Annotated in this window: 22 protein-coding genes; 11 read left to right on the top strand and 11 right to left on the bottom strand. The window is 69.2% G+C overall.

The annotated features are described in order from the left end of the window. The first annotated feature begins 3 nt into the window (after positions 1-3). The 7 genes from phyK to rplS all read left to right on the top strand — a co-directional run bounded on the left by phyK (position 4) and on the right by rplS (position 7,653). Positions 4-1,773, top strand: coding sequence for a sensor histidine kinase PhyK (gene phyK / locus V7D63_RS07210; protein WP_333591589.1), 1,770 nt, complete (start codon positions 4-6; stop codon positions 1,771-1,773). A gap of 59 nt (positions 1,774-1,832) precedes the next feature. Further along, positions 1,833-1,970: an entericidin EcnA/B family protein gene (locus tag V7D63_RS07215; RefSeq protein WP_333591590.1), complete on the top strand. Its 138-nt coding sequence runs from the start codon at positions 1,833-1,835 to the stop codon at positions 1,968-1,970. A gap of 130 nt (positions 1,971-2,100) precedes the next feature. Continuing rightward, complete coding sequence (locus tag V7D63_RS07220) at positions 2,101-3,765, top strand: MFS transporter (protein WP_333591591.1); 1,665 nt, start codon at positions 2,101-2,103, stop codon at positions 3,763-3,765. A gap of 4 nt (positions 3,766-3,769) precedes the next feature. After that, positions 3,770-4,981, top strand: coding sequence for a DUF418 domain-containing protein (locus tag V7D63_RS07225; RefSeq protein ID WP_333591592.1), 1,212 nt, complete (start codon positions 3,770-3,772; stop codon positions 4,979-4,981). Positions 4,982-5,000: 19 nt separating this feature from the next. After that, a complete protein-coding gene (locus V7D63_RS07230; RefSeq protein WP_333591593.1) occupies positions 5,001-6,449 on the top strand; it encodes an NAD-dependent succinate-semialdehyde dehydrogenase in 1,449 nt (482 codons plus the stop codon). A gap of 38 nt (positions 6,450-6,487) precedes the next feature. Then, positions 6,488-7,192 (top strand): tRNA (guanosine(37)-N1)-methyltransferase TrmD, encoded by a 705-nt coding sequence (gene trmD / locus V7D63_RS07235; RefSeq protein WP_333591594.1) that lies wholly within the window; start codon positions 6,488-6,490, stop codon positions 7,190-7,192. A gap of 35 nt (positions 7,193-7,227) precedes the next feature. Beyond that, positions 7,228-7,653 carry a 50S ribosomal protein L19 gene (rplS, locus tag V7D63_RS07240; RefSeq protein ID WP_333591595.1) on the top strand — a complete coding sequence of 142 codons (426 nt, stop codon included), beginning with the start codon at positions 7,228-7,230 and terminating at the stop codon, positions 7,651-7,653. A 53-nt stretch (positions 7,654-7,706) separates the two neighbouring features. On the opposite strand, the gene truA is transcribed toward rplS, so the two are convergent. Continuing rightward, a complete protein-coding gene (gene truA / locus V7D63_RS07245) occupies positions 7,707-8,447 on the bottom strand; it encodes a tRNA pseudouridine(38-40) synthase TruA (RefSeq protein ID WP_333591596.1) in 741 nt (246 codons plus the stop codon). A 12-nt stretch (positions 8,448-8,459) separates the two neighbouring features. Here truA and V7D63_RS07250 point away from each other — a divergent pair, with 12 nt between their 5' ends. Then, positions 8,460-8,699 carry a hypothetical protein gene (locus tag V7D63_RS07250; protein ID WP_333591597.1) on the top strand — a complete coding sequence of 80 codons (240 nt, stop codon included), beginning with the start codon at positions 8,460-8,462 and terminating at the stop codon, positions 8,697-8,699. Here V7D63_RS07250 and fmt read toward each other — a convergent pair. The 9 genes from fmt to V7D63_RS07295 form a co-directional block, all read right to left on the bottom strand. Then, positions 8,691-9,626, bottom strand: a complete 936-nt coding sequence (gene fmt, locus V7D63_RS07255) for a methionyl-tRNA formyltransferase (protein WP_333591598.1) — start codon at positions 9,624-9,626, stop codon at positions 8,691-8,693. The two genes, V7D63_RS07250 and fmt, sit on opposite strands and share 9 nt — an antisense overlap. Before the next feature lie 122 nt (positions 9,627-9,748). Further along, positions 9,749-9,982, bottom strand: coding sequence for a hypothetical protein (locus V7D63_RS07260; RefSeq protein ID WP_333591599.1), 234 nt, complete (start codon positions 9,980-9,982; stop codon positions 9,749-9,751). After that, a complete protein-coding gene (def, locus tag V7D63_RS07265) occupies positions 9,982-10,545 on the bottom strand; it encodes a peptide deformylase (RefSeq protein WP_333591600.1) in 564 nt (187 codons plus the stop codon). Before def ends, V7D63_RS07260 begins: the two co-directional genes overlap by 1 nt. Positions 10,546-10,616: 71 nt before the next feature. After that, on the bottom strand, positions 10,617-11,015 hold the full coding sequence (locus V7D63_RS07270; protein WP_333591601.1) for an acyl-CoA thioesterase: 399 nt from the start codon (positions 11,013-11,015) through the stop codon (positions 10,617-10,619). Continuing rightward, entirely contained in the window at positions 11,012-11,572 is a 561-nt protein-coding gene (locus V7D63_RS07275) for a hypothetical protein (protein WP_333591602.1), read from the bottom strand. The genes V7D63_RS07270 and V7D63_RS07275 overlap by 4 nt, the downstream gene beginning before the upstream one ends. Before the next feature lie 4 nt (positions 11,573-11,576). After that, the gene (locus V7D63_RS07280) at positions 11,577-12,746 is read right to left on the bottom strand and encodes a polysaccharide biosynthesis/export family protein (RefSeq protein ID WP_333591603.1); all 1,170 of its coding nucleotides are present in this window, start codon (positions 12,744-12,746) and stop codon (positions 11,577-11,579) included. Positions 12,747-12,823: 77 nt separating this feature from the next. Further along, complete coding sequence (locus V7D63_RS07285) at positions 12,824-14,083, bottom strand: glycosyltransferase family 4 protein (protein WP_333591604.1); 1,260 nt, start codon at positions 14,081-14,083, stop codon at positions 12,824-12,826. Further along, a complete protein-coding gene (locus V7D63_RS07290) occupies positions 14,083-15,396 on the bottom strand; it encodes a glycosyltransferase family 4 protein (RefSeq protein WP_333591605.1) in 1,314 nt (437 codons plus the stop codon). The genes V7D63_RS07285 and V7D63_RS07290 overlap by 1 nt, the downstream gene beginning before the upstream one ends. A gap of 121 nt (positions 15,397-15,517) precedes the next feature. Beyond that, the gene (locus V7D63_RS07295) at positions 15,518-16,546 is read right to left on the bottom strand and encodes a KpsF/GutQ family sugar-phosphate isomerase (protein ID WP_333591606.1); all 1,029 of its coding nucleotides are present in this window, start codon (positions 16,544-16,546) and stop codon (positions 15,518-15,520) included. Positions 16,547-16,626: 80 nt separating this feature from the next. On the opposite strand from V7D63_RS07295, the gene otsB reads away from it, so the two are divergent. Genes otsB through V7D63_RS07310 form a run of 3 tightly spaced genes read left to right on the top strand, consistent with a single transcriptional unit; the run spans position 16,627 to position 20,566 of the window. Next, positions 16,627-17,385, top strand: a complete 759-nt coding sequence (otsB, locus tag V7D63_RS07300) for a trehalose-phosphatase (protein ID WP_333591607.1) — start codon at positions 16,627-16,629, stop codon at positions 17,383-17,385. Further along, complete coding sequence (locus tag V7D63_RS07305; RefSeq protein WP_333591608.1) at positions 17,382-19,169, top strand: glycoside hydrolase family 15 protein; 1,788 nt, start codon at positions 17,382-17,384, stop codon at positions 19,167-19,169. Before otsB ends, V7D63_RS07305 begins: the two co-directional genes overlap by 4 nt. Further along, the gene (locus V7D63_RS07310; protein ID WP_333591609.1) at positions 19,166-20,566 is read left to right on the top strand and encodes an alpha,alpha-trehalose-phosphate synthase (UDP-forming); all 1,401 of its coding nucleotides are present in this window, start codon (positions 19,166-19,168) and stop codon (positions 20,564-20,566) included. Before V7D63_RS07305 ends, V7D63_RS07310 begins: the two co-directional genes overlap by 4 nt. A 5-nt stretch (positions 20,567-20,571) precedes the next feature. Here the strand turns inward: V7D63_RS07310 and V7D63_RS07315 are convergent. Then, positions 20,572-20,654, bottom strand: an 83-nt coding sequence (locus V7D63_RS07315; RefSeq protein ID WP_333591610.1) for a hypothetical protein, incomplete at its 5' end; no start/stop codon positions are given.

The raw sequence follows: 20,654 nt of genomic DNA on the forward strand, positions 1-20,654 counted from the left end.
GGCATGATGGGTCTGGGGCGGTCGCTGGGCCGCGGCCTGGCGCGGCCCAGGTTCCAAGGCATTCGTTTCCGGCTCGGCGTGGCCATGGCCTTCGCCCTGCTGCCGGTCATCGCCCTGTCGATCGTCCAGATGCAGACCGGTTTCCGTAAACAGGCCGAAGACCGCGCCCAGTCGCTGCAACTGGCGGCCAGCCGCGCCTCTCTGTCGGCCAAGGCGCGGTTGGACAGCACCGTCGTTCTGCTGGACGCCCTGACGCCCGAGACGCTGGGACCCTATTGCGGGCCGCGCCTGACCGCGCTGGTTCAGCGTCTGGACGGCTACATCGCCCTGTACCGCATGTCCGCCACCGGCGAGATCGTGTGCAGTTCGCGCGCCCCTCTGACGACCACCACGTCCGCCGCCGTCCGCGCGCGCGCCTGGTTCCAGCGCGTGCGGGCCGGAGAGCATTCGGTCATCGCCCGCGCCGCCTCGACCCGGCCCGCCGACGCCCCCGCCGTGATCGTGGCGGTGCGGGCGGAACGGCCCATGGGCCGGTTCGACGGCGTCATGACGGCGTCCATTCCGCTGGAGAGCCTGCAGCCCGACGTGGCCGATCCGGCCCTGCCGGACGGCGCCCAGGCGGCCTTGACCGACGCCCAGGGCAACATCCTGGTCTCGACCGACCCGGCGGCCTTCGCCCTGAAGGACGGGCGGCTGGGCGGCTGGATCGCCCAGGTCCGCGCCGAAAGCGTCGGCGCGGATCTGTTTCAGGCCAGGACCGCCTCGGGCGAGCGCCGGGTGTTCAGCGCCGCCGCCCTGACCGGGCGCGACGTCTATGTGGTGCTGTCGGCGCCGTCGCCGGGCCTGTGGTCGTGGGCGGTGCTGAACCCGATCAGCAATCTGCTGCTGCCCCTGGGCGCCTGGCTGACCGCCTTCGCGGCCGTCATGCTGGTGTCCGAGCGGGTCGTGGTGCGCTGGCTGCATTATCTGGAGCGGATCGCCGCCATCTACGCCAAGGGCCGGTTCACCATCCGACCCGTGCAGGCCGTCCACGCCCCGACCGAGATCCGCGTGCTGGCCGGCACCCTGGACGATCTGGCCGAGACCATCACCACGCGTGACAAGGCCCTGTTGGACGCCCTGACGGAAAAGGACGCGCTGATGCGCGAGATCCATCATCGGGTGAAGAACAATCTGCAGATCATCTCGTCCCTGCTGTCGATGCAGCAGCGCACGCTGCGGGACGCGCCGGCCAAGGCGGCCATCGGCGACACGCGCCAGAGGATCGCGGCCCTGGCCCTGATCTACCGCACCCTCTATCAGAGCGCCGATCTGCGCTATGCCGACGCCCAGGTCTTTCTCAGCGACCTGGTCGGGCAGTTGGTGGCGAGCGAGGCCCTGCGCGGGCCGCTGGTGACCAGCTCGGTCCAGGCCGACAGTCTGATCATCGACCCCGACAAGCTGGCGCCCCTGGCCCTGTGGCTGGTCGAGGCCGTGTCCAACGCCCAGAAGCACGCCTTCGCCGGGCGCGGCGGGCGGTTGCAGGTGCGCTTCACCGTCCAGGGCGAGACCAGCGTGCTGGAGGTCGAGGACGACGGCCCAGGCACCTCGGACGATCAGGCCCAGGGTGTGGGCCGCACCCTGATGGGCGCCTTCGCCAAACAGCTGCGGGGCGAGGCCGAACTGGTTCCCGCGCCGGATGGAGGCACCATCGCGCGCATGGTCTTCGCCACGCCGGAAGCCGTCGCGCCCGCCGATCCGGCCGACGTGATCCGCGCGGAGGCCGGAACCTGAACCGGCCCGCGCCGTTCTGTCTTTGACGTCGCCTCCCCGCGGCTGACAGGAGCCTAACCATGCGCAAGCTGTTCGTTCTCTTCGCCGCCGCCGCCGCCCTGACGACGGCGGCGTGCAATACGATTTCGGGCCTGGGGCGAGACGCTTCGGCGGCCGGGTCCGCCGTCACCGGCGCCGCCGAGAACGCCAAGAACTGACCCTGTTTCGGGCTGGGTGATCGAAGGTCCCGTCGGTTCGTCCGGCGGGGCTTTCGCTTTTTTGAACCGCCGCTAGTCTCCCCGCCCACAGCGCCCGTCAGAGGCGCGGGCGAAATCGCGGGGAGGCGAGATGGCCGAGGCGGAAAAGAAGGCCCAAGACAAGGCTCCAGGCCTGAAGACGGTGGTCGGGGCCTCGGCGGCGGGCACGGCCTTCGAGTGGTACGACTTCTTCATCTTCGGGTCTCTGACGACCATCATCGCCAAGCATTTTTACGCCGACGTGGGCGAGGCGACCTCCTACATCCTGGCCCTGCTGACCTTCGGCGTCGGCTTCGTGGTGCGGCCGCTGGGCGCCCTGGTGTTCGGCTGGTTCGGCGACCGAACGGGACGCAAGACCACCTTTCTGGTGACCATCACCTTGATGGGCCTGGCCACGGTGGCCATCGGCCTCTTGCCCGACTACGGCCAGATCGGCATCGCCGCGCCGATCCTGCTGTTGACCATGCGGGTGCTGCAAGGCTTCGCCTTGGGCGGCGAATACGGCGGGGCGGCCATCTATGTGGCCGAGCACGCCCCGCCCAAGAAGCGCGGCTTCCTGACCGGCTGGATCCAGACCACCGCCGCCTTCGGCCTGATCGGCGCCCTGTCGGTCATCCTGATCACGCGCCAGATCCTGGGCGTCGAGGCCTTCGACGCCTGGGGCTGGCGCATCCCGTTCCTGCTGTCGGCCCTGCTGCTGACCATCTCGCTGTGGATCCGGCTGAAGCTGAACGAAAGCCCGGCCTATCGCCGCATGGAGGAAGAGGGCGGCGAGCGTCGCGCGCCCTATAAGGAGGCCTTCCTGACCTGGAAGAACGGCCGCTTCGTGCTGTTGGCCCTGTTCGGCATCATGATCGCCCAGGGCGCGGTCTGGTACTGCGGCTATTTCTACACCCGCTTCTTCATGGAGCGGGTGCTGAAGGTCGATGTGGCGACGGTGGACCAACTGGTCCTGGCCGTGACCGTGGCCTCGGCGGGCCTGTACGTCTTCTTCGGCTGGTTGTCGGACAAGGTGGGACGCAAGCCGGTCATGCTGTTCGGCATGATCCTGGCCCTGGTCTCCTTCTTCCCCGGTTTTCACGCCTTGACCCGCGCCGCCAATCCGGCCCTGGCCGAGGCGCAGGCCTCGGCGCCCGTCACCGTCGTCGCCGACCCCGCCACCTGCGCGGTCCAGTTCGATCCCGTCGGCAAGACCGCCTTCACCAGCAGTTGCGACATCGCCAAGAGCGTCCTGTCCAACGCTGGGATCGGCTATTCCAACATCGCGGCCGAGCCGGGTTCGCTCGCCCTGGTCCGCATCGGCGGGAGCGAGGTCGCCTCGGTCGAGGGCGCGGGCATGGACCCCGCCGCCCTGAAGGCCGCCCGCGCCGACGTCGAGACCCGCGTCAAGGCCGCCCTGGTCGAGGCGGGCTATCCGGCCAAGGCCGATCCGGCGCGGCTGAATTTCTGGCTGACGTTCGGTATATTGATGATCTTCATCGTCGCGGCCACGGCCCTGTACGGACCCCAGGCGGCGGCCCTGGTCGAGCTGTTCCCGACACGGGTGCGCTATACGGCCATGAGCCTGCCCTACAACATCGGCACCGGCTGGATCGGCGGCCTGCTGCCCGCCGCCAGCTTCGCCCTGGTGGCCTGGTCGGGGAACATCTATTTCGGCCTGTGGTACGCCATCGTCTTCACCGCGGTCGCCGTGGTCGTCAGCCTGATCTGGCTGCCCGAGACCAAGGACCGAGACCTGGACGCCATCGGGACCTGAGCCGGTGAGCGAGGCCGCGCCCGTTCCATCGGCCCAGCGGATCGCCGCCGTCGATGTGGTGCGCGGCCTGGCCCTGTTCGGCGTGCTGCTGATCAATCTGCTGTGGCACGCCGACATCGTCATTCCCGGCCGGGTTCTGGCGCGCCTGCCGACGGCGGACATCGACGCCTGGCTGGGCCCGGTGCTGCGTTGGCTGTGGCAAGGCAAGGCCCAGGCCCTGTTCAGCCTATTGTTCGGCTTCGGCTTCGCGGCGATGATCGACCGGTTGGAACAGCGCGGCGCGCCCGCCGACCGCCTGTATGCGCGACGGCTTTCGGTGCTGCTGGTCGTCGGGTTCGTCCACCTCTTTTTCGTCTGGTTCGGCGACATTCTTCACAACTACGCCCTGGCGGGGTTCGGCCTGTTGCTGCTGCGCCGGGCGCCGACGCGGGTGCTGGTCGGACTGGGGCTGGTTTTGTCGCTGTTCAGTTTTCTGGCGGCCGACCTGTATCTGGCCGGGCGCCCGGCGCTGGATGCGCGTCTGGCCGAGGCGGATCGCTGGGGCCGCGCCGCCCGCTGGGCGATCTGGCAGGGGGGCGACTACGGCCGCTATGTCGCGAACATGATCGAGGCGGTCTGGCGTGAATATCTGAGCGCGCCCCTGTTTCCGGCCCTGACGGCCACGGCCCTGGGGCGTTTCCTGCTGGGTGCGGCGATCTTCCGCGCCGGTTGGCTGGCCGAGCCGGAGCGCGCGCGGCGGTTGGCGCGGCGCGGCCTGGCCTGGCTCTTGCCGGTCGGCCTGATCCTGGCCGGGGTTCATCCCTTGATCGAGGCGGCGGGCTGGCCGGCGACCGACGTCCAGCGCGATGTGATCGGCCTGGTCGATCAGGCAGGCCAACTGGTCCTGGCCCTGGCCTGGGCCGCCGCCGCGGTCTGGCTGGTGCGCGGCGGGTTCGAGAAGGCCCTGGCGGCGGTGGGTCGGATGGCCCTGACCAACTATCTGATGCAGAGCCTGGTCTATCTGTTCGTGCTCTACGGCTTTGGCCTGGGCTGGTTGAAATACGATGGCGCGACCTTCGCCCTGTCGCTTGCGCTGGCGGTGTTCGCCCTCCAGATCGGGTTCAGCCTGTGGTGGCTGGCGCGGTTTCGGTTCGGTCCCGCCGAATGGGTGTGGCGAACCCTGACCTATGGCCGGGCGCCGCCGCTGCGTCCGCGCGTTGAGGATGCGACCGTTTGATCCTGAAGGAGGCTCCGTCATGGCCGATCCCCGCGCTGCCGGATTGAAACTGCTGCGCCAGCACGCCCTGATCGCGGGCGAGGCGGTGACATCGGCCAGGACCCTCGTCGTCGACGACCCGGCCACGGGCGAGACGCTGGGTCACGTCCCCGCCCTCGACCCGGCCGAGGTCGAACGCGCGGTCCAGGCGGCCCATGACGCCTTCGCCGACTGGTCCCGGTCGGACCCGCACCGGCGCGCCGCCTTTCTGCGCGCCTGGGCCGGGCTGATCGACGACAATGTCGAGGGTCTGGCCGCTCTGATGGCGTTGGAGAACGGCAAGCCCTTCGAAGAGGCCAAGGGCGAGGTCGCCTACGCCAACGGCTTCATCAAATGGTTCGCGGGCGAGGCCGAACGCCTGATCGGCGAGACCCAGGACAGCCCCCTGGGCCATGTCATCCTGACCTTCCGCGAGGCGGTGGGTCCGTGCGCCCTGATCACGCCGTGGAATTTCCCGGCCGCCATGCTGACGCGCAAACTGGGTCCCGCCCTCGCTGCCGGCTGCACGGCGGTGGTCAAGCCCGCGTCCCAGACCCCGTTCACGGCCATCGCCCTGGCCGAACTGGCCGATCAGGCGGGCCTGCCCAAGGGCGTGCTGAACGTCGTCACCGGCGACGCGGCGGCCATCGGCGGGGTGCTGACCGCCTCGCCCCTGATCCGCAAGCTCAGCTTCACCGGCTCGACGCCCGTGGGGCGGATGCTGGCCGAACAGTGCGCCCCGACCCTGAAGCGGGTGTCGATGGAGCTGGGCGGCGCGGCCCCCCTGATCGTCTTCGCCGACGCCGACATCGACCTGGCCGTGGCCGAGACGATCAAGGGCAAGTTCAGGAACTCGGGCCAGACCTGCGTCTGTCCCAACCGGGCCTATGTTCAGGCGTCGGTCGCCGAAGCCTATGCCCAGAAGCTGGCCGCCGAGGTGGCGAAAATCCCGGTCGGCCCGGCCTTCGAGCCGGGGGTCAAGGTCGGTCCCCTGATCGAGGACAAGGCGCTCGACAAGGTCGAGGATCACCTGAGGCGCGTCGTCGCCTCGGGCGGACGCGTCCTGACGGGCGGGAAACGGCATGCGCTGGGCGGCCGCTTCTTCCAGCCGACGGTGACCCTGGGCGGCGACGACGCCCTGTTCCGGCGCGAGGAGACCTTCGGTCCCCTGATCCCGGTCTTCCCGTTCGATACGGAGGCCGAGGCGCTGGGCAAGGCCAACGACAGCGACTTCGGCCTGGCCTCCTATGTCTTCACCCGCGACCTGGACCGGGCCATGCGGATGGGGCGCGGCATCGCGGCGGGGATGTGCGGGATCAACACCGGTCTCATCTCCACCCCGGTCGCCCCGTTCGGCGGGGTCAAACAGTCCGGCTATGGCCGCGAAGGCTCGATCCACGGCATCGACGAATATGTGGACGTCAAACAGGTGACGCTGGCGCTGAAATAGGTCCGCCCGTGCATGCAAATGCGCTATGAGCCGCCGCCATGACCCCCGTCGCGCCCTATGCCGTCACCGTGCTGACCATGTTCCCCGAGGCCTTTCCGGGACCGCTGGGCGTGTCGTTGATCGGCACGGCCTGGCGCGAGAGAAACCTGTGGTCGCTGGAAACGGTGGACATTCGGGACTTTTCGACAGATAAGCGCGGCTTCCTGGACGACACCCCCGCGGGTGGCGGTCCTGGAGCCGTGCTGAAAGCAGATGTTGTGGCCCGGGCTGTCGACAGCCTGACGGGTCCCAAACGGCCGCTTTTGTACATGAGCGCCCGGGGAAGGCCCCTGACCCAGGCGCGCGTCAAGGACTGGGCCAAGGCCGACGGAATCGTCGTGTTGTGCGGCCGGTTCGAGGGGGTGGACCAACGGGTGCTCGACGCCCGAGGGTTCCAGGAGGTCGCCGTCGGCGACGCGGTTCTCGCCGGCGGCGAGGCGGCGGCGATGGTGGCGATCGAGGCGTGCGTAAGACTGATCCCCGGAGTGCTCGGCTCAGGCGAAAGCCTGTCGTCCGAGAGTTTCGAGGACGGGCTTCTGGAGCATCCGCAGTACACGCGACCGCGGACGTTCGAGGGGCTTGAGATTCCCGAGGTCCTGCTGTCGGGCGACCATAAAAAGGTCGAACGGTGGCGTCAGGAACAGCGGGAGACGACCACGCGGGAACGGCGTCCAGACCTCTGGGCCGCTCGCCCCGCCAAATGACAGCTAAAGGGCGCTAAAGCCCGAGGAGAATAGATATGAATATCGTTCAGCAGCTCGCTGCCGAAGAAAAAGCCCGCGTCCTGGGCGACCGCAAGATCCCGGAATTCCAGCCCGGCGACACCCTGCGCGTCAACGTCAAGATCAAGGAAGGCGAGCGCGAGCGCGTTCAGGCCTTCGAAGGCGTCTGCATCGCCCGTGACGGCGGCGGCGTGAACGAGACCTTCACGGTCCGCAAGATTTCCTTCGGCGAAGGCGTGGAGCGGAAATTCCCCATCCTGTCGCCGAACATCGAATCCATCGAGGTCAAGCGTCGCGGCGTGGTGCGTCGCGCCAAGCTGTACTACCTGCGCGACCGTCGCGGTAAGTCGGCCCGCATCGCCGAGCGTCAGACCGCCCGCGCGCCCAAGGGCGCCGTGGTGCCGGAAACCGGCAAGGTCGAGACCCCCGGCGACGAGGCCTGATCCCAGGCTTCAGACCCGATCTGAATGACGAGGCCCCGGAGCGATCCGGGGCCTCAGTCGTATTGGACCCCGGTCAGATACAGACCGTCCGACGGCGCCACCGGCCCGCAGGCGGCGCGGTCGCGGGCCTCGAGCGCGGCCTTCAGATCATCGGGCGTCCAGCGGCCCAGACCGACCTGAACCAGGGACCCGGTCATCGACCGCACCTGACGATGCAGGAAGCTGCGCGCGGCGAAATGCAGGTGCGCCTCTTCGCCGACCCGTTCGACACGGGCGACGTCCAGCGTCTTCACCGGGCTGGCCGACTGGCAGCCGGCGTCGCGGAAGGTGGTGAAGTCGTGCTGTCCGACCAGGTGCGCCGCCGCCGCGTTCATCGCCGCGACGTCCAGTTCGCCCTTCACGTGCCAGACCCGCCCCCGATCCAGCGCCGGGCGGCCGGGACGGTTCAGGATGCGGTACAGATAGCGTCGGCCGACGGCGGAGAAGCGCGCGTGCCAGTCGTCGTCCACGACCGCGCAATCCAGGATCGCCGTCGCTTCCTGGATCATGTGGGCGTTCAGAGCGTTCATCACCGTGCGCGCGGGCCAGGCCTTCTCCAGGTCGAAGCTGATCACCTGACCCGTCGCATGGACGCCGGTGTCGGTGCGCCCAGCCGCCGCGATGCGCACGCTCTCGCCGCAGAAGGCGGCGATGGCGGTCTCGATCGCGCCCTGGACGGTCGGCTGATCCGCCTGGGCCTGAAAGCCGTTGTAGGCCGAGCCGTCGTACTCCACGGTGGCGCGATAACGAGGCATTCGGAGATTCCCATGACGGTCATCAAGAGCTTTCAGCGCCTCGACCGACGGACGTTCAAACTACAACCGACCCAAGTGATTGGTCACTATGGGACCTTTGGTGATGGAGCGCACCGAGTTCTGCAAATCGATACGCTTGGCTCCGACGTGCGAGAAAAGCCGAGAAAGCAGAGTCAAACGATCCAACTCACACGCGATAGCGCCGAGCAACTGTGGTTGTTGCTCGGAAAAGAGTTCGGCTTTTCAAAATAGGATCGCGCCCGGCGTGATGGGAAAGCCGCGCAGCATCTCCTGGGCCGACTGGGCGCCCTTGCCCGCCCGCTGAACCCGGATCAGGCGCACCGCGCCCCCTTCGCCGTCTTGGCCACAGGCGACAGTCAGGGCTTCGTCCAGCACCGCTCCCGGCGGGCCCGATCCGTCCGCCAGGGCCGACATCAGCGCCTTGACCCGCACCGGACCCTCTGGCGAGGGCGCCTCGAACCAGGCGCCGGGGAAGGGGGACAGGCCCCGGATATGGGCGTCGACCTGGGCCGCCGGCCGGGTCCAGTCGATGCGGGCCTCGGCGGGGGTGATCTTTTTGGCGTAGGTCGGTTCGCCCGCCTGTTCCGTCTCGGTCGCCGCGCCGCGTTCGATGGCCGCCAGGGCGCGCGGCCACAGGGCGGCGCCCACGGTCGCCATGCGGTCGCCCAGGGAGGCGGCGGTGTCGTCGGCGCGGATCGGCAGGACCTCGGACAGCAGGATCGGTCCCTCGTCCAGGCCCTCGCTCATGCGCATGATCTGGACCCCGGTCTGGGCGTCTCCGGCCATGACGGCGCGCTGGATCGGCGCCGCCCCGCGCCAGCGCGGCAGTAGGGAGCCGTGAAGGTTGAAACAGCCCAGGCGCGGCGCCTCCAGCACTTCGCGCTTCAGGATCTGGCCGTAGGCGACCACGCAGGCGGCGTCCAGGTCCAGGCTCTGGAAGGTCTCGATCGCTTCGGCCGCCTTCATGGATTCGGGCGTGAAGACCGGCAGGCCCATGGTCTCGGCGAAGGCGTGGACGGGCGAGGGCGTCAGCTTCTGGCCCCGCCCCTTGGGGCGTGGCGGCTGGGAATAGACGGCCGCGATCTCGTGCCCGGCGGCGATCAGCTCGGCCAGGGACGGCACGGCGAATTCAGGTGTGCCCATGAAGGCGAGGCGCATTGGCTGATCCCGGGCTGCTCCGCCCTCAAATAGCGAGCGGCCGCGCCGCGAGCGTTAGGGCAAACAAGAAAGCCCCTCAAATAGCGAGCGGCCGCGCCGCGAGCGTTAGGAGGCGTAAAGTCTTAGTCCCAGCGCGTGAAGACGCCGCCGCCTTCATCCCATTCGCCGCCGGCGTCCAGCACGTCATCGAAGTCCAACAAGCGGTCGATCAACAGGCCGGCGATCACGCCCATGGCGGCGACGCCGACCAGGGTGGCGATCGAGGCCACGCCGACCTTCTCACCGCGCGTCAGGCGACGGCGGCCCGAGGCGTCTATGACGCGGTTGAAGCCTTTTTTCATGCGGCGACGAGGCATCAGGCGGCCATCCGGGCGTGTTTCTTGACCTTGGCGACGGCGCGTTCGCGTTTCAGCCGCGACAGGTGGTCGATGAACAGCACGCCTTCCAGGTGATCCATCTCATGCTGGATGCACACGGCGTACAGGCCCTCGGCCTCTTCCTCGACCGCCTGGCCGTCGTAGTTCAGATATTTAATCCGCACCCGGGCCGGGCGTTCGACGGCGTCGTAATATTCCGGCACCGACAGGCAGCCCTCTTCGTAGGAGAACAGTTCGTCGGACGTCCAGGTGATCTCGGGATTGACGAAATAGCGCGGATTGCGGCGCCTCTCTTCGTCCTCGGCGCCCTCTTGAGCCTCGCCTTCGACCTCGCCGTCGCCCAGGTCCATGACGATGACGCGCTTCAGCTCGCCGACCTGCACGGCGGCCAGGCCGATGCCGGGCGCGGCGTACATGGTCTCCAGCATGTCGTCCATCAGGGCGCGCAAGGGCGCGTCGACGCCCGAGACGGGCGCGGACACCTGCTTCAGGATCGCCGTGTCGGCGGCGTTGTCGACGGTCAGGATGCGACGGATGGCCATGGCCGGTCAGGTAGGGCCGGGCGCGGCCGGGGTCAAGATTTCCCAGTGTCGCGGTCGGGTATCGGGCGCGATCAGGGCAGGGGCCGCGGCTTGTGGTCCTCGTCGATGGCGACATAGGTGAAGACGCCCTCGGTCACCCGCACTGGGGCCGCGCTGGCCTGATTGCGCGAGCGTTTCCACGCCTCGACGTGAACCCGGATCGAGGTCCGGCCGGTTTTCAGGATGCGGGCGTAGATCGACACTTCGTCGCCGACGCTGACCGGCTGGTGAAACACCATGCCGTCCAGGGCGATGGTCACGCAGCGGCCCTGGGCGCGTTCGAAGGCCGGGGTCGCGCCGGCCAGGTCCATATGGGCCAACAGCCAGCCGCCGAAGATGTCGCCCTCGGGGTTGGTGTCGGCGGGCATGGCGATGACGCGGCCGACGGGTTGGCCCTGCGGTGCGATGGTTTCAGATCGGGAATCGGTCATGGGCGCGATTTAGGGGTTCGTCCGCGCCCTGTCGACGCGGGCGGACGCAGCGACAGGCGCGAGGCGGCGCGCAGGGTCTGGGCGTCCTTCAACGCCTGCCAGCCTTCGCCCAGCGTCAGGGCGGCGGCGACATCCTCGGCCACAGCGCCTTCGCGCAGCCGCCGCCGCAACGCCGCCACCCCCGCCAGCAGGCGCGCCGCCTCGACCAGTCTGGGTTTGCGCGTCTCATGCGCGCCGATGTCCTCCAGCGCTCCGTGCCGCCAGCCCTTCTCGGGGGGGCGGGCCAGGACCAGGGCGAAACGCTCCTCGGCGCTCAGCCGCTCGGCCACCCAGCTCCAGCGCGCGGCGCGGGGACCCTTGCGATAATGGCCGCGCCGGGTGGGCAGGCCGTGCTCGGCATAGACGGCCAGGGCTGTCGCCTCGATCCGGTCCAGCCGCAGCGACAGGGCGTCCGGCTCGGGCGTCAGGCGTTCGGCCCCGGCGAACGGGTCGGCCGCGGGGGCGTCGGCGGTCTCGCGCCGTCGTCGCCCGAACAGGCCGCGCCAGCCCCCCGTCATGGCCCTAGTCGATGTTCAGGGCGCTGGTGACCGAGATGTCATAGACGACGCGAGTGATGGTCTGGACGAATTCGAAGAATTTCCGCGCCTCGGCCGTGCCCGAACGGGGGGCGTAGACGATGTCGTCCGGCTGGATCATGAAGTTCGAGGCGATGAAGAAGCCCGACGTCTCGGCCAGGTTCAGTTGATAGACCACCGGCACGCCGCGCGGCGTCGCCGCCTGGGTGATTCCCAGGGCCTGGGCCACCTCGGGCCGCTCAAAGCGGAAGACCATGACCCGTCGGGCGTCGGCCTGGTTGGAATCCAGTCCGCCGGCCCCGCCTAGGGCGCCGGTCAGGCTCAGGGGACCGGGCGTCATGTCGTTCTGGCGCACGGCGCCCAGGGCGCCGAAGGTCGAATAGCGGCGCGGACGATAGGTGACGTTGACCACGTCGCCGCGCATCAGCCGGACGTTCTCGTTGAAGTCGGTCGAAACCACGCTGAGCGGGGCCGAATAGGTGCGTCCGGCGCGCTGGATGTTGACCACGGCGTCCTCGACCGCGCGGGTCGCCCCGCCGGTCGCGGCCAGGACGTCCAGGATGCGGTCGCCGCTGAGACCCAGGGGCGCGCGGCCGGGCTGGCGCACCTCGCCCAGCACGGTGACGGTGTTGGAGTTGTTCTGGGCCACGGCGACCATGACCTGGGGGTTGCCGACCTTGCCCAGCAGGGCGCGGCGAATGGCCTCCGAGGCCTGGGGCGGGGTCATGCCCGCGACGCGGATGCGCCCGGCGAAGGGGATGCCGACCGAGCCGTCGCGGTCCACCACCACGGCGGGCAGATTGCCGGACGCGCCCTGCACGCCAGCCGCGCTGGAGTTGGCGCTGCCGGACGATGAGCCGCGGCCGAACAGGGCGCCCGAGGGTTCAAACACCGACACGGCCAGGGCGTCGCCGACGCCGATGATGTCCAGCGGGGCCTCGCTGGTCGCGTCGGCCAGGCTGCCCAAGAAACGGGGCGGGATCGTCTTGATCTGCTCGCTGACGCCATAGTCCAGATTGACCAGGGCGTAGCCGCCCAGGGCGTCGGGCGCCGCGGCCCCCCGGTCCACGGCCCGGCCCGACGGCCCGTCGCGCGGCAGGGTGGAGCAGCCGCCCAGGGCGGCCAGGATCATCAAGGTCAGGATGGAACGCGACATGCGGCCTCGGGTGTTCGCTCGGCCCCTTGCTTAATCGCCTTTCCGGCGAGGGACCAGTGGCGCGACGAAGGTTCGTTTCAACGCCGCCGTTTCAGCGCCGTCCGCACCGTCTCGAAATGGTCGTCCCAGGTCGGAGCGGCATAGGGCTGGGGCGCCTTGGGCGCGCGGCGCGTGGCCGCTTCCAGGGCGCGGACCCAGCCGGGACCGTCCAGGGGGTCGATCAACTGGGCGTGGGGCGTCAGTTCGCGGTGCGCCGGAATGTCCGAGGCGATCAGGGGCACGCCCAGGGCGCAGGCCTCCACGGCGGGCAGGTCGAATCCCTCGACCTCGGACGGGGCCAGCACCGCGCGTGCGCCGCGCATCAACTCGACCAGGGCCGCGTCGGGCAGGTCGGACGCCTGATGCACCAGGCCCTGGATCGCCGGCGACCGCTGCAGATGGTCCAGCACCGCCTCATTCTCCCAGCCGTAGCGGCCGATCAGGGCCAGGCGCGGCGCATCCGGTCCCATCCGCTCGCGCAGCCGCCGCCAGACGGTCAGCAGGAAGGCCAGGTTCTTGCGCGCCTCGATGGTGCCGATGTGCACGAAATAGGGCGGCAGGCCCTTGGGTCCGCCGTTGCGGTGAAAGGCCGGTTCTATGCCCAGGTGGGCCACGGTGATCGGCGGGGCGTACAGCCCCTCGGCGGTGGCGAAGGCGGTCACGGCGTCGGCCGTGTATTGAGAGTTCACTAGGATGCGCGAGGCGTGGGCCAGGGCGATGCGCACGCGGCGGCGGTGCTTCAGACTGTCGCCGGGGCGGCAGAATTCGGGGTGGGTCACCGGGATCAGGTCGTGGATCATCACCACCCGCTCGGTCCCCTGGGCGGCCAGGCTGGTCAGGATGCCGGGCGTGTTCAGGCTGGTGTGGCCGACGTTGAAATAAAGCTCGCCCTTCAGGTCCCAGGGCATGGGGCGCGAGTTCAGGAACTGGCGCCACACTCGGCGCGGGCGCGCGACCTTGGTCTCGATCTCCGGCTCGGGCGGCGGGCTGAGCAGGGATTGCGGCGGCGGCGTCGGCGCGCGCAGCATGTCGAACAGACGCCGTTCGTGCGCCGTCAGGGCGCGCGCTGCGTGCTCCCCGGCCCATTTCTCGCGCATCTCGGCCACGCTTTCGGCGAACCATACGGGATCGACGACGATCAGGGCGTCGCGCTTGGACCGCACCGGCGTCAGCTTGACCCCCGGCAGCGACAGCAGCCATTCGGCATAGGCCAGACAGACCCGGTCCACGCCCGTCGGCGCCCCCCGCTCGGTTCGACTGAGCAGGCGGCTGGCGTCGAACAGAACCTCCCCGCGCATCACGCCCCGACTTTGGCGTACAGTTCGCGCAGGCGCGCCTGATAGATTTCGGGCGAGAATTTCGCCGCCTGGACGCGGCCCTTGGCGACCAGGTCGTCGCGCAGCGCCTCGTCGGCGTCCAGCGCGCGGATGCCGCGCGTGATCGCCGGGACGTCATAGGGGTCGACCACCAGGGCCGCGTCGCCCGCCACCTCGGGCAGGCTGCCGCCGGTCGAGGTCAGGACGGCGGTGTCCAGGGCCATCGATTCCAGCACGGGCAGGCCGAAGCCTTCGTACAGCGACGGGAACAGGGTCGCCTTGGCCCCGCGGATCAGGCTGACCAGCATGGCGAAGGGCATGTATTCATAGGGCAGCAGCTTGCTGGCCACGATGCTCTCGGAAGCCTTGATCTGGGTCATCAGGGCCGTCTCGCCCTGCTCCAGCCAGGCCCGGCCGCCGATGACGACCAGCGGGCTGTCGACGCCCGAGGCCAGATAGGCTTCGACGATCCGGCCCAGGTTCTTCTTCGGCTCGATGGCGCCGAAATACAGGAAATAGCTCTTCCACCCCAGGCCGAAGACCCCCTCCAGCTCGCGGGCGACGTCCGTCTGGGACCGCTCGGCCAGTTCGGGCGGCACGCTGACGGACTGATAGGTGTTGGTGACCCGGTCCTCGGATACGTCCAGCAGGCGGATCACGTCCTCGCGCGTCTTTTCCGACACCACGGCGATGTGGTCGGCCCGGCGTGCGATCCGGCGGCATTGGGCCAGGAAGGCGGCCTTGTTGTCGAGCGTCGTGTGCGGCAGGCGCAGCGGGATCAGGTCATGAATGGTGTAGATGTTGGGCACGCCCTTGGCCTCAAGCGGCAAGGGGGCGGTCCAGTGCATCACATCCGGCGCCTGCTCGACCGCGCCTCCCGCCCCCTGGCCGTCGAAGCCGAGCGGCGTGAAGGTGCGGTGACGGGCGAAGGCGGCGTTGGCCTGGCGGAACAGGTCGCGCGAGGTCCAGAAGAAGTCGGCCTTGGGCATTCCGCCGGCCGCGCGCGGCCAGATCACCTCGCCGGTCGGCCGGATCGGCCGGGCGGCGCGGCCGAAGCGCGTGCCGTAGATCTGGGCGTGCCGCATCAGCCAGGGCTGCGACTTCCCCTTGGCGGCGTCGATCAGGGCGATCTCGTTCAGGACCGGATTCTTCCGGTACGGCGCGCCGGGACCGTACAGCACCTGGGTCCCCAGGCCGATCGCCTGGGCGTTGGTCAGCAGGTTGCGTCCGTAGGTGGCGATGCCCGAACCCTTCGCCAGGGCCAGGTTGAAGCCGTCTATGCAGATGGATTTCATACAGAACCGGTCTTCGACACCCATCCCCCTCGGACCTCGGCGGTATCCCACCACGCCGACAGGCGGTCAACCGCGCGTCAGGTCTCGGTCAGGCCGAGGGCGCGCCCAGATCACGCCCAGATCACGCGACGTAGCCGGCCTGGATCAGCTCCGAGATATGGACGATGGCGACGGGTCGGCCGCCGTCGACGACGAACAGATTGTTGATCCGGTTGGCGGCCAGCCGGTCGACGACGTCGCTCATCCGCGCGTCGGGATCGACGGTGATCGGATTGGGACTCATGATGTCGGCCGCCGTCAGCGCCGAAATGTCCTGGGCGAAGGCGCGGCGCACGTCGCCGTCGGTGATCATCCCGGCCAGGGTCCCGTCGCCGCGCAAAACCGCCACGGCCCCCTTGCGCCCCTCGGTGATGGCCGAGACGACCTCGGCGAAACTGGCCGTCGCCGACACGCTGGCGGGGGCGGCGTGATTGTCGCCCATCCATTCGCGCACGCTTTGCAGGCTCATGCCCAGCGAGCCGCCCGGATGGTGCAGGCCGAAATCCATGGCCGAGAACTGGCGCCGGTCCATCAGCACCATGGCCAGGGCGTCGCCCAGGGCCAGGGTCATCAGGGTCGAGGTGGTGGGCGCCAGGCCGTTGGGGCAGGCCTCGGCCACGCTGGGCATCAACAGGGTCACGGCCGAGTGGCGGGCCAGGAAGCTGGACCCCCGCTGCGTCATGCCGATCACCGGAATGCCGTTCCGTTGGCAGAAGATCAGCGGATCGCGCAGTTCGCGGCTCTCGCCCGAGTTTGAGATGGCCAGAAGCGTCGTGTCCGAGCGCAGCATGCCCAGGTCGCCATGGCTCATCTCGGCCGGGTGCACGAAGAAGGCGTTGGTGCCGGTGGACGCCAGGGTGGCGGCGATCTTGCCGCCGATGTGCCCCGACTTGCCCATGCCGGTGACCACGACATAGCCCGGCCGCCCCAGAATGACGTCGCAGGCCCGCGCCAGGCTGGCGTCGATCGACCGCTCCAGCGCCTCCAGCGCCGCGATGTTCAGCCGGACCACCTCGCGGGCGCGCTCGGTCATGGCCGCCATGGTCTCGGGGTTCGATGCGGGGATGTCGCCGGTCATGGCGGCGAATTGCACCAGGGCGGCCGGTTTCACAACCGGGGCGGATTTTTCTGACAACCTTCGCCGTTCTGACGCGTTCAGCGACCTGGACCCCCGACATCACCCAAGGACTCATGCCGACGCCCGCCGGATACGCCGATCTATTGCCCCCGCCGCTGCCCGCCTTGGGCGACGTCGCCCTGTTCCTCGACATGGACGGGGTCCTGGCCCCGATCGAGGCGACGCCAGAGGCGGTGACCGCCGATCCGCGCCGCACCGCCGTGCTGGTTCGGTTGGGGCATAGGCTGCAAGGGCGGCTGGCGATCCTCAGCGGCCGCACGATCGCCGAGATCGACCGCATCGCCGACGGCGCCGTCGCCTCGGTCGCGGGGGTGCACGGGCTGGAGAGACGCGAAGGCGGCGAGGTCCGACGCCCTGTCGCCGATCCGGCGCTGGGCGACGCGGTCGCCGCCTTCCGCGACTTCGCCCGCGCGCGTCCCGGCGCGCGGGTCGAGGACAAGGGGCTGTCCACGGCCCTGCACTATCGTCTGGTCCCCGACCACGCCCACGCCGCCCTGGACCTGGCGCTGGACCTGGCCGCGGTCACCGGCCTGACCCTGCAACGCGGCGACATGGTGGTCGAGCTGCGCACGCCCGGCGCGGACAAGGGCGCGGCGCTGAAGGCCTTCATGGCCCTGGCGCCGTTCCAGGGGGCGACGCCGGTCATGCTGGGCGACGATCTGACCGACGAGGACGCCTTCCGCGCCGCCGTCGATCTGGGCGGATGCGGCGTGCTGGTCGGGCCGCCGCGTCCGACGGCGGCGTCATGGCGCCTGCCGCGACAGGGCGATGTGCTGGCCTGGCTGGAAGCCCTGGCCGAGGCGCCCGCATGACCCGGCCGAACCTGGACCTGGCCCCGATCGGCAACTGCGCCGTCAGCGCCCTGATCGATCGCGACGGCCGTTACGTCTGGGCCTGCGCCCCGCGCGTGGACGGCGATCCGGTCTTTTCGGCCCTGATGGACGGAGACGATCCCGAGCACGGTTTCTGGGACGTGCGGATGGAGGGGCTGAAACACGTCGCCCAGGCCTATGTCCGCAACACCCCGGTGTTGCGCACCGTGCTGACGGCCGAGGACGGCGCGGCGGTCGAAATCCTGGACTTCGCCCCGCGTCATCCCCAACATAGCCGCACCTATCGGCCCTTGGCCTTCGGACGCCTGATCCGACCGCTGCAAGGGACGCCGCGCATCCGCGTGCGGCTGCGGCCCTCGGCCGACTGGGGCGCACGGCCGGCCGAGCGGACCACGGGGTCGAACCATGTCCGCTATCTGTGCACGGGGGCGGTCTTCCGTCTGACCACGGACTGCCCGGTGTCGCACGTCACCGAAGAGCGGCTGTTCCGGCTGGAGCGCCCGCTGGCCTTCTTCTTCGGTCCCGACGAGGGCTATGATCAGGACGTCGGTCCCGGCGTCGCCGCCGCTCTGGAGCGAACCGTCGCCTATTGGCGGGACTGGGTGCGCAAACTCTACCTGCCGCTGGATTGGCAGGAGGCGGTGATCCGCGCCGCCATCACGCTAAAGCTCTGCGCGCATGAAGAGACCGGCGCCATCGTCGCCGCCATGACCACCTCGGTGCCGGAGTTTCCCCAGAGCGGGCGCAACTGGGACTATCGCTACTGCTGGATCAGAGACGCCTATTACGTCGTGCGCGCCCTGAACCGGCTGGGCGCGGTGGACATATTGGAGAACTATCTCGGCTATCTGAGGAACCTGGTCGACGCCTCGGGCGGCGGTCATGTCCAACCCGTCTATGGCGTCGGCCTGGAAGAGGACATCGACGAATCCGTCGTCGAGACGGTCCAGGGCTATCGCGGCATGAAGCCGGTGCGCGTCGGCAATCAGGCGCGCGAGCATCTGCAACACGACGTGTACGGACAGATTGTTCTGCCGCTGGTCCAGAGCTTCTACGACCTGCGCCTGCTGCGGCCCGGCGCGGTCGAGGACTTCCATGCGCTGGAGAAGGTCGGCGAACGCGCCTTCGTCATGCACGACCAGGTCGATGCGGGCCTGTGGGAGTTCCGCACCATCGCACGGGTGCACACCTATTCCTCGGCCATGTGCTGGGCCGCCTGCGACCGTCTGGCCAAGGCGGCCGAGCATCTGGGCCTGGCCGCGCGCGCCGAGGTCTGGCGCGAGCGGGCGACGATCATCCGTGCCCGGATCGAAGCCGAGGCCTTCCTGCCCGACGAAGGCCGCTTCGGCGCCAGTTTCGGCGGGCGCGAGCTGGACGCCAGCCTGTTGCAACTGACCGACATCGGGTTTCTGGACCCGATGGACCCGCGCCAGGTCGCCACCTTCGACGCCATCGAACGCGACCTGAAGAAGGGACCCTATCTGTTCCGCTACGTCGAGCCGGACGACTTCGGCGAACCGGAGACGGCCTTCAACTTCTGCACCTTCTGGTTCATCGAGGCCCTGCACCAGAACGGCCGCACCGACGAGGCGCGCGAGATCTTCGAGGCGATGTTGAGCCGTCGCACCCATGCCGGTCTGCTGAGCGAGGACATCGCCGTCGAGACGGACGAACTGTGGGGCAACTACCCCCAGACCTATTCGCTGGTCGGCGTCATCAACTGCGCCGTCCTGCTGAGCCGTTCGTGGACGGATGTGCGATGAGCCGCCTGATCGTCGTCTCCAACCGGGTCTCGGCCCCGGCCGACCCCGCGGCCGGATCGGCGGGCGGTCTGGCCATGGCCCTGTCGGCGGCGCTGAAGACCTATGACGGCCTGTGGTTCGGCTGGTCCGGCCAGACGGTCGAGACCTTCACCGGCGAACTGACGCATCAGGACCGGGCGGGGGTGAAGGTCGCCCTGGTCGATCTGGAGGCCCAGGACGTCGACGAATATTACAACGGCTACGCCAACAAGACCCTGTGGCCCCTGTTCCATCACCGGGTCGATCTGTCCGCCAACGAACGATCATATGGCGAAGGCTATGAGCGGGTGAACCGCCGCTTCGCCGAGGTGCTGGCGCCGCTGATCGAACCGGACGACCTGATCTGGATCCACGATTATCACATGATCCCCCTGGCGCGGGATCTGCGGCGGCTGGGGATCACCAACCGGATCGGCTTCTTCCTGCACACGCCCTGGCCGGCGCGGCAGTTGCTGGTGACCCTGCCGCACCATCGACGGCTGGTGGAATCGCTGTTCGCCTATGACTTGATCGGGTTTCACACCGAGGAATGGCTGGACCTGTTCCGCGACTATGTGGTGTCCGAAGCTGGCGGCGAACTGGACGGGCAGGGCGGGCTGGAGTGTTTCGGCCGCCGGGTTCAGACGGGCATCTTCCCCATCGGCATCGATGTGGACAGCTTCCTGAAGGCGACGGCCTCGGCCGGGGGCCGGCGCGCCCATGACCGCATGACGGCGTCCGCGGCCGCGCGCGCGATGGTCGTCGGCGTCGATCGGCTGGACTACTCCAAGGGGCTGGAGGAGCGGTTGCTGGGCTATGAGCAGTTCCTTCAGGACAATCCGTCATGGCGCGGGGGCGTCTTCCTGTTGCAGGTCACGCCGATCAGCCGCGACGAGGTCGAGACCTATCAGGACATCCGCGCCCGCCTCGACGCCCTGGCGGGCCGCATCAACGGCGCCTTCGCCGAGATGGACTGGCAGCCGATCCGCTATCTGAACCGCACCTATCGCCGCGACCAGTTGGCGGGTCTGTATCGCGCCGCCCGCGTCGGTCTGGTCACGCCGCTGCGCGACGGGATGAACCTGGTCGCCAAGGAATATGTGGCGGCCCAGGACCCCGCTGACCCCGGCGTGCTGATCCTGTCGCGCTTCGCCGGGGCGGCCGAACAGATGGGCGAGGCCCTGCTGGTCAATCCGTTCAGCCGCGAAGAGCTGTCGGACGCGATCCTCAAGGCCCTGACCATGCCGTTGGAGGAACGTCGGCGCCGGTGGGAGGCCCTGATGCGGGTGGTGCGCGACACCGATGTCGCCCACTGGCGCGACGCCTTCGTCAGTGCACTGAAGGTTGCGCCGGTCGTCGCGGACGACGGGCGCGGCTGACCGCCTCAGTAGATCTCGAACAGGCCCGCGGCTCCCATGCCGCCGCCGATGCACATGGTGACGACGCCGTATTTGGCGCCGCGCCGCT

The sequence above is a fragment of the Brevundimonas sp. genome (assembly GCF_036732845.1).
Lineage (GTDB): Bacteria > Pseudomonadota > Alphaproteobacteria > Caulobacterales > Caulobacteraceae > Brevundimonas.

Coding starts and splice junctions, on each gene's coding strand:
- truA (WP_333591596.1), bottom strand. CDS start 8,447: ATGCCTCGTTATCGCGCCACCGTGGAGTACGACGGCTCGGCCTACAAC.
- V7D63_RS07310 (WP_333591609.1), top strand. CDS start 19,166: ATGAGCCGCCTGATCGTCGTCTCCAACCGGGTCTCGGCCCCGGCCGAC.
- fmt (WP_333591598.1), bottom strand. CDS start 9,626: ATGCGCCTCGCCTTCATGGGCACACCTGAATTCGCCGTGCCGTCCCTG.
- def (WP_333591600.1), bottom strand. CDS start 10,545: ATGGCCATCCGTCGCATCCTGACCGTCGACAACGCCGCCGACACGGCG.
- V7D63_RS07250 (WP_333591597.1), top strand. CDS start 8,460: ATGACGGTCATCAAGAGCTTTCAGCGCCTCGACCGACGGACGTTCAAA.
- otsB (WP_333591607.1), top strand. CDS start 16,627: ATGCCGACGCCCGCCGGATACGCCGATCTATTGCCCCCGCCGCTGCCC.
- V7D63_RS07275 (WP_333591602.1), bottom strand. CDS start 11,572: ATGACGGGGGGCTGGCGCGGCCTGTTCGGGCGACGACGGCGCGAGACC.
- trmD (WP_333591594.1), top strand. CDS start 6,488: ATGACCCCCGTCGCGCCCTATGCCGTCACCGTGCTGACCATGTTCCCC.
- V7D63_RS07230 (WP_333591593.1), top strand. CDS start 5,001: ATGGCCGATCCCCGCGCTGCCGGATTGAAACTGCTGCGCCAGCACGCC.
- V7D63_RS07220 (WP_333591591.1), top strand. CDS start 2,101: ATGGCCGAGGCGGAAAAGAAGGCCCAAGACAAGGCTCCAGGCCTGAAG.
- V7D63_RS07260 (WP_333591599.1), bottom strand. CDS start 9,982: ATGCCTCGTCGCCGCATGAAAAAAGGCTTCAACCGCGTCATAGACGCC.
- V7D63_RS07215 (WP_333591590.1), top strand. CDS start 1,833: ATGCGCAAGCTGTTCGTTCTCTTCGCCGCCGCCGCCGCCCTGACGACG.
- V7D63_RS07290 (WP_333591605.1), bottom strand. CDS start 15,396: ATGAAATCCATCTGCATAGACGGCTTCAACCTGGCCCTGGCGAAGGGT.
- V7D63_RS07305 (WP_333591608.1), top strand. CDS start 17,382: ATGACCCGGCCGAACCTGGACCTGGCCCCGATCGGCAACTGCGCCGTC.
- V7D63_RS07285 (WP_333591604.1), bottom strand. CDS start 14,083: ATGCGCGGGGAGGTTCTGTTCGACGCCAGCCGCCTGCTCAGTCGAACC.
- V7D63_RS07280 (WP_333591603.1), bottom strand. CDS start 12,746: ATGTCGCGTTCCATCCTGACCTTGATGATCCTGGCCGCCCTGGGCGGC.
- phyK (WP_333591589.1), top strand. CDS start 4: ATGATGGGTCTGGGGCGGTCGCTGGGCCGCGGCCTGGCGCGGCCCAGG.
- rplS (WP_333591595.1), top strand. CDS start 7,228: ATGAATATCGTTCAGCAGCTCGCTGCCGAAGAAAAAGCCCGCGTCCTG.
- V7D63_RS07270 (WP_333591601.1), bottom strand. CDS start 11,015: ATGACCGATTCCCGATCTGAAACCATCGCACCGCAGGGCCAACCCGTC.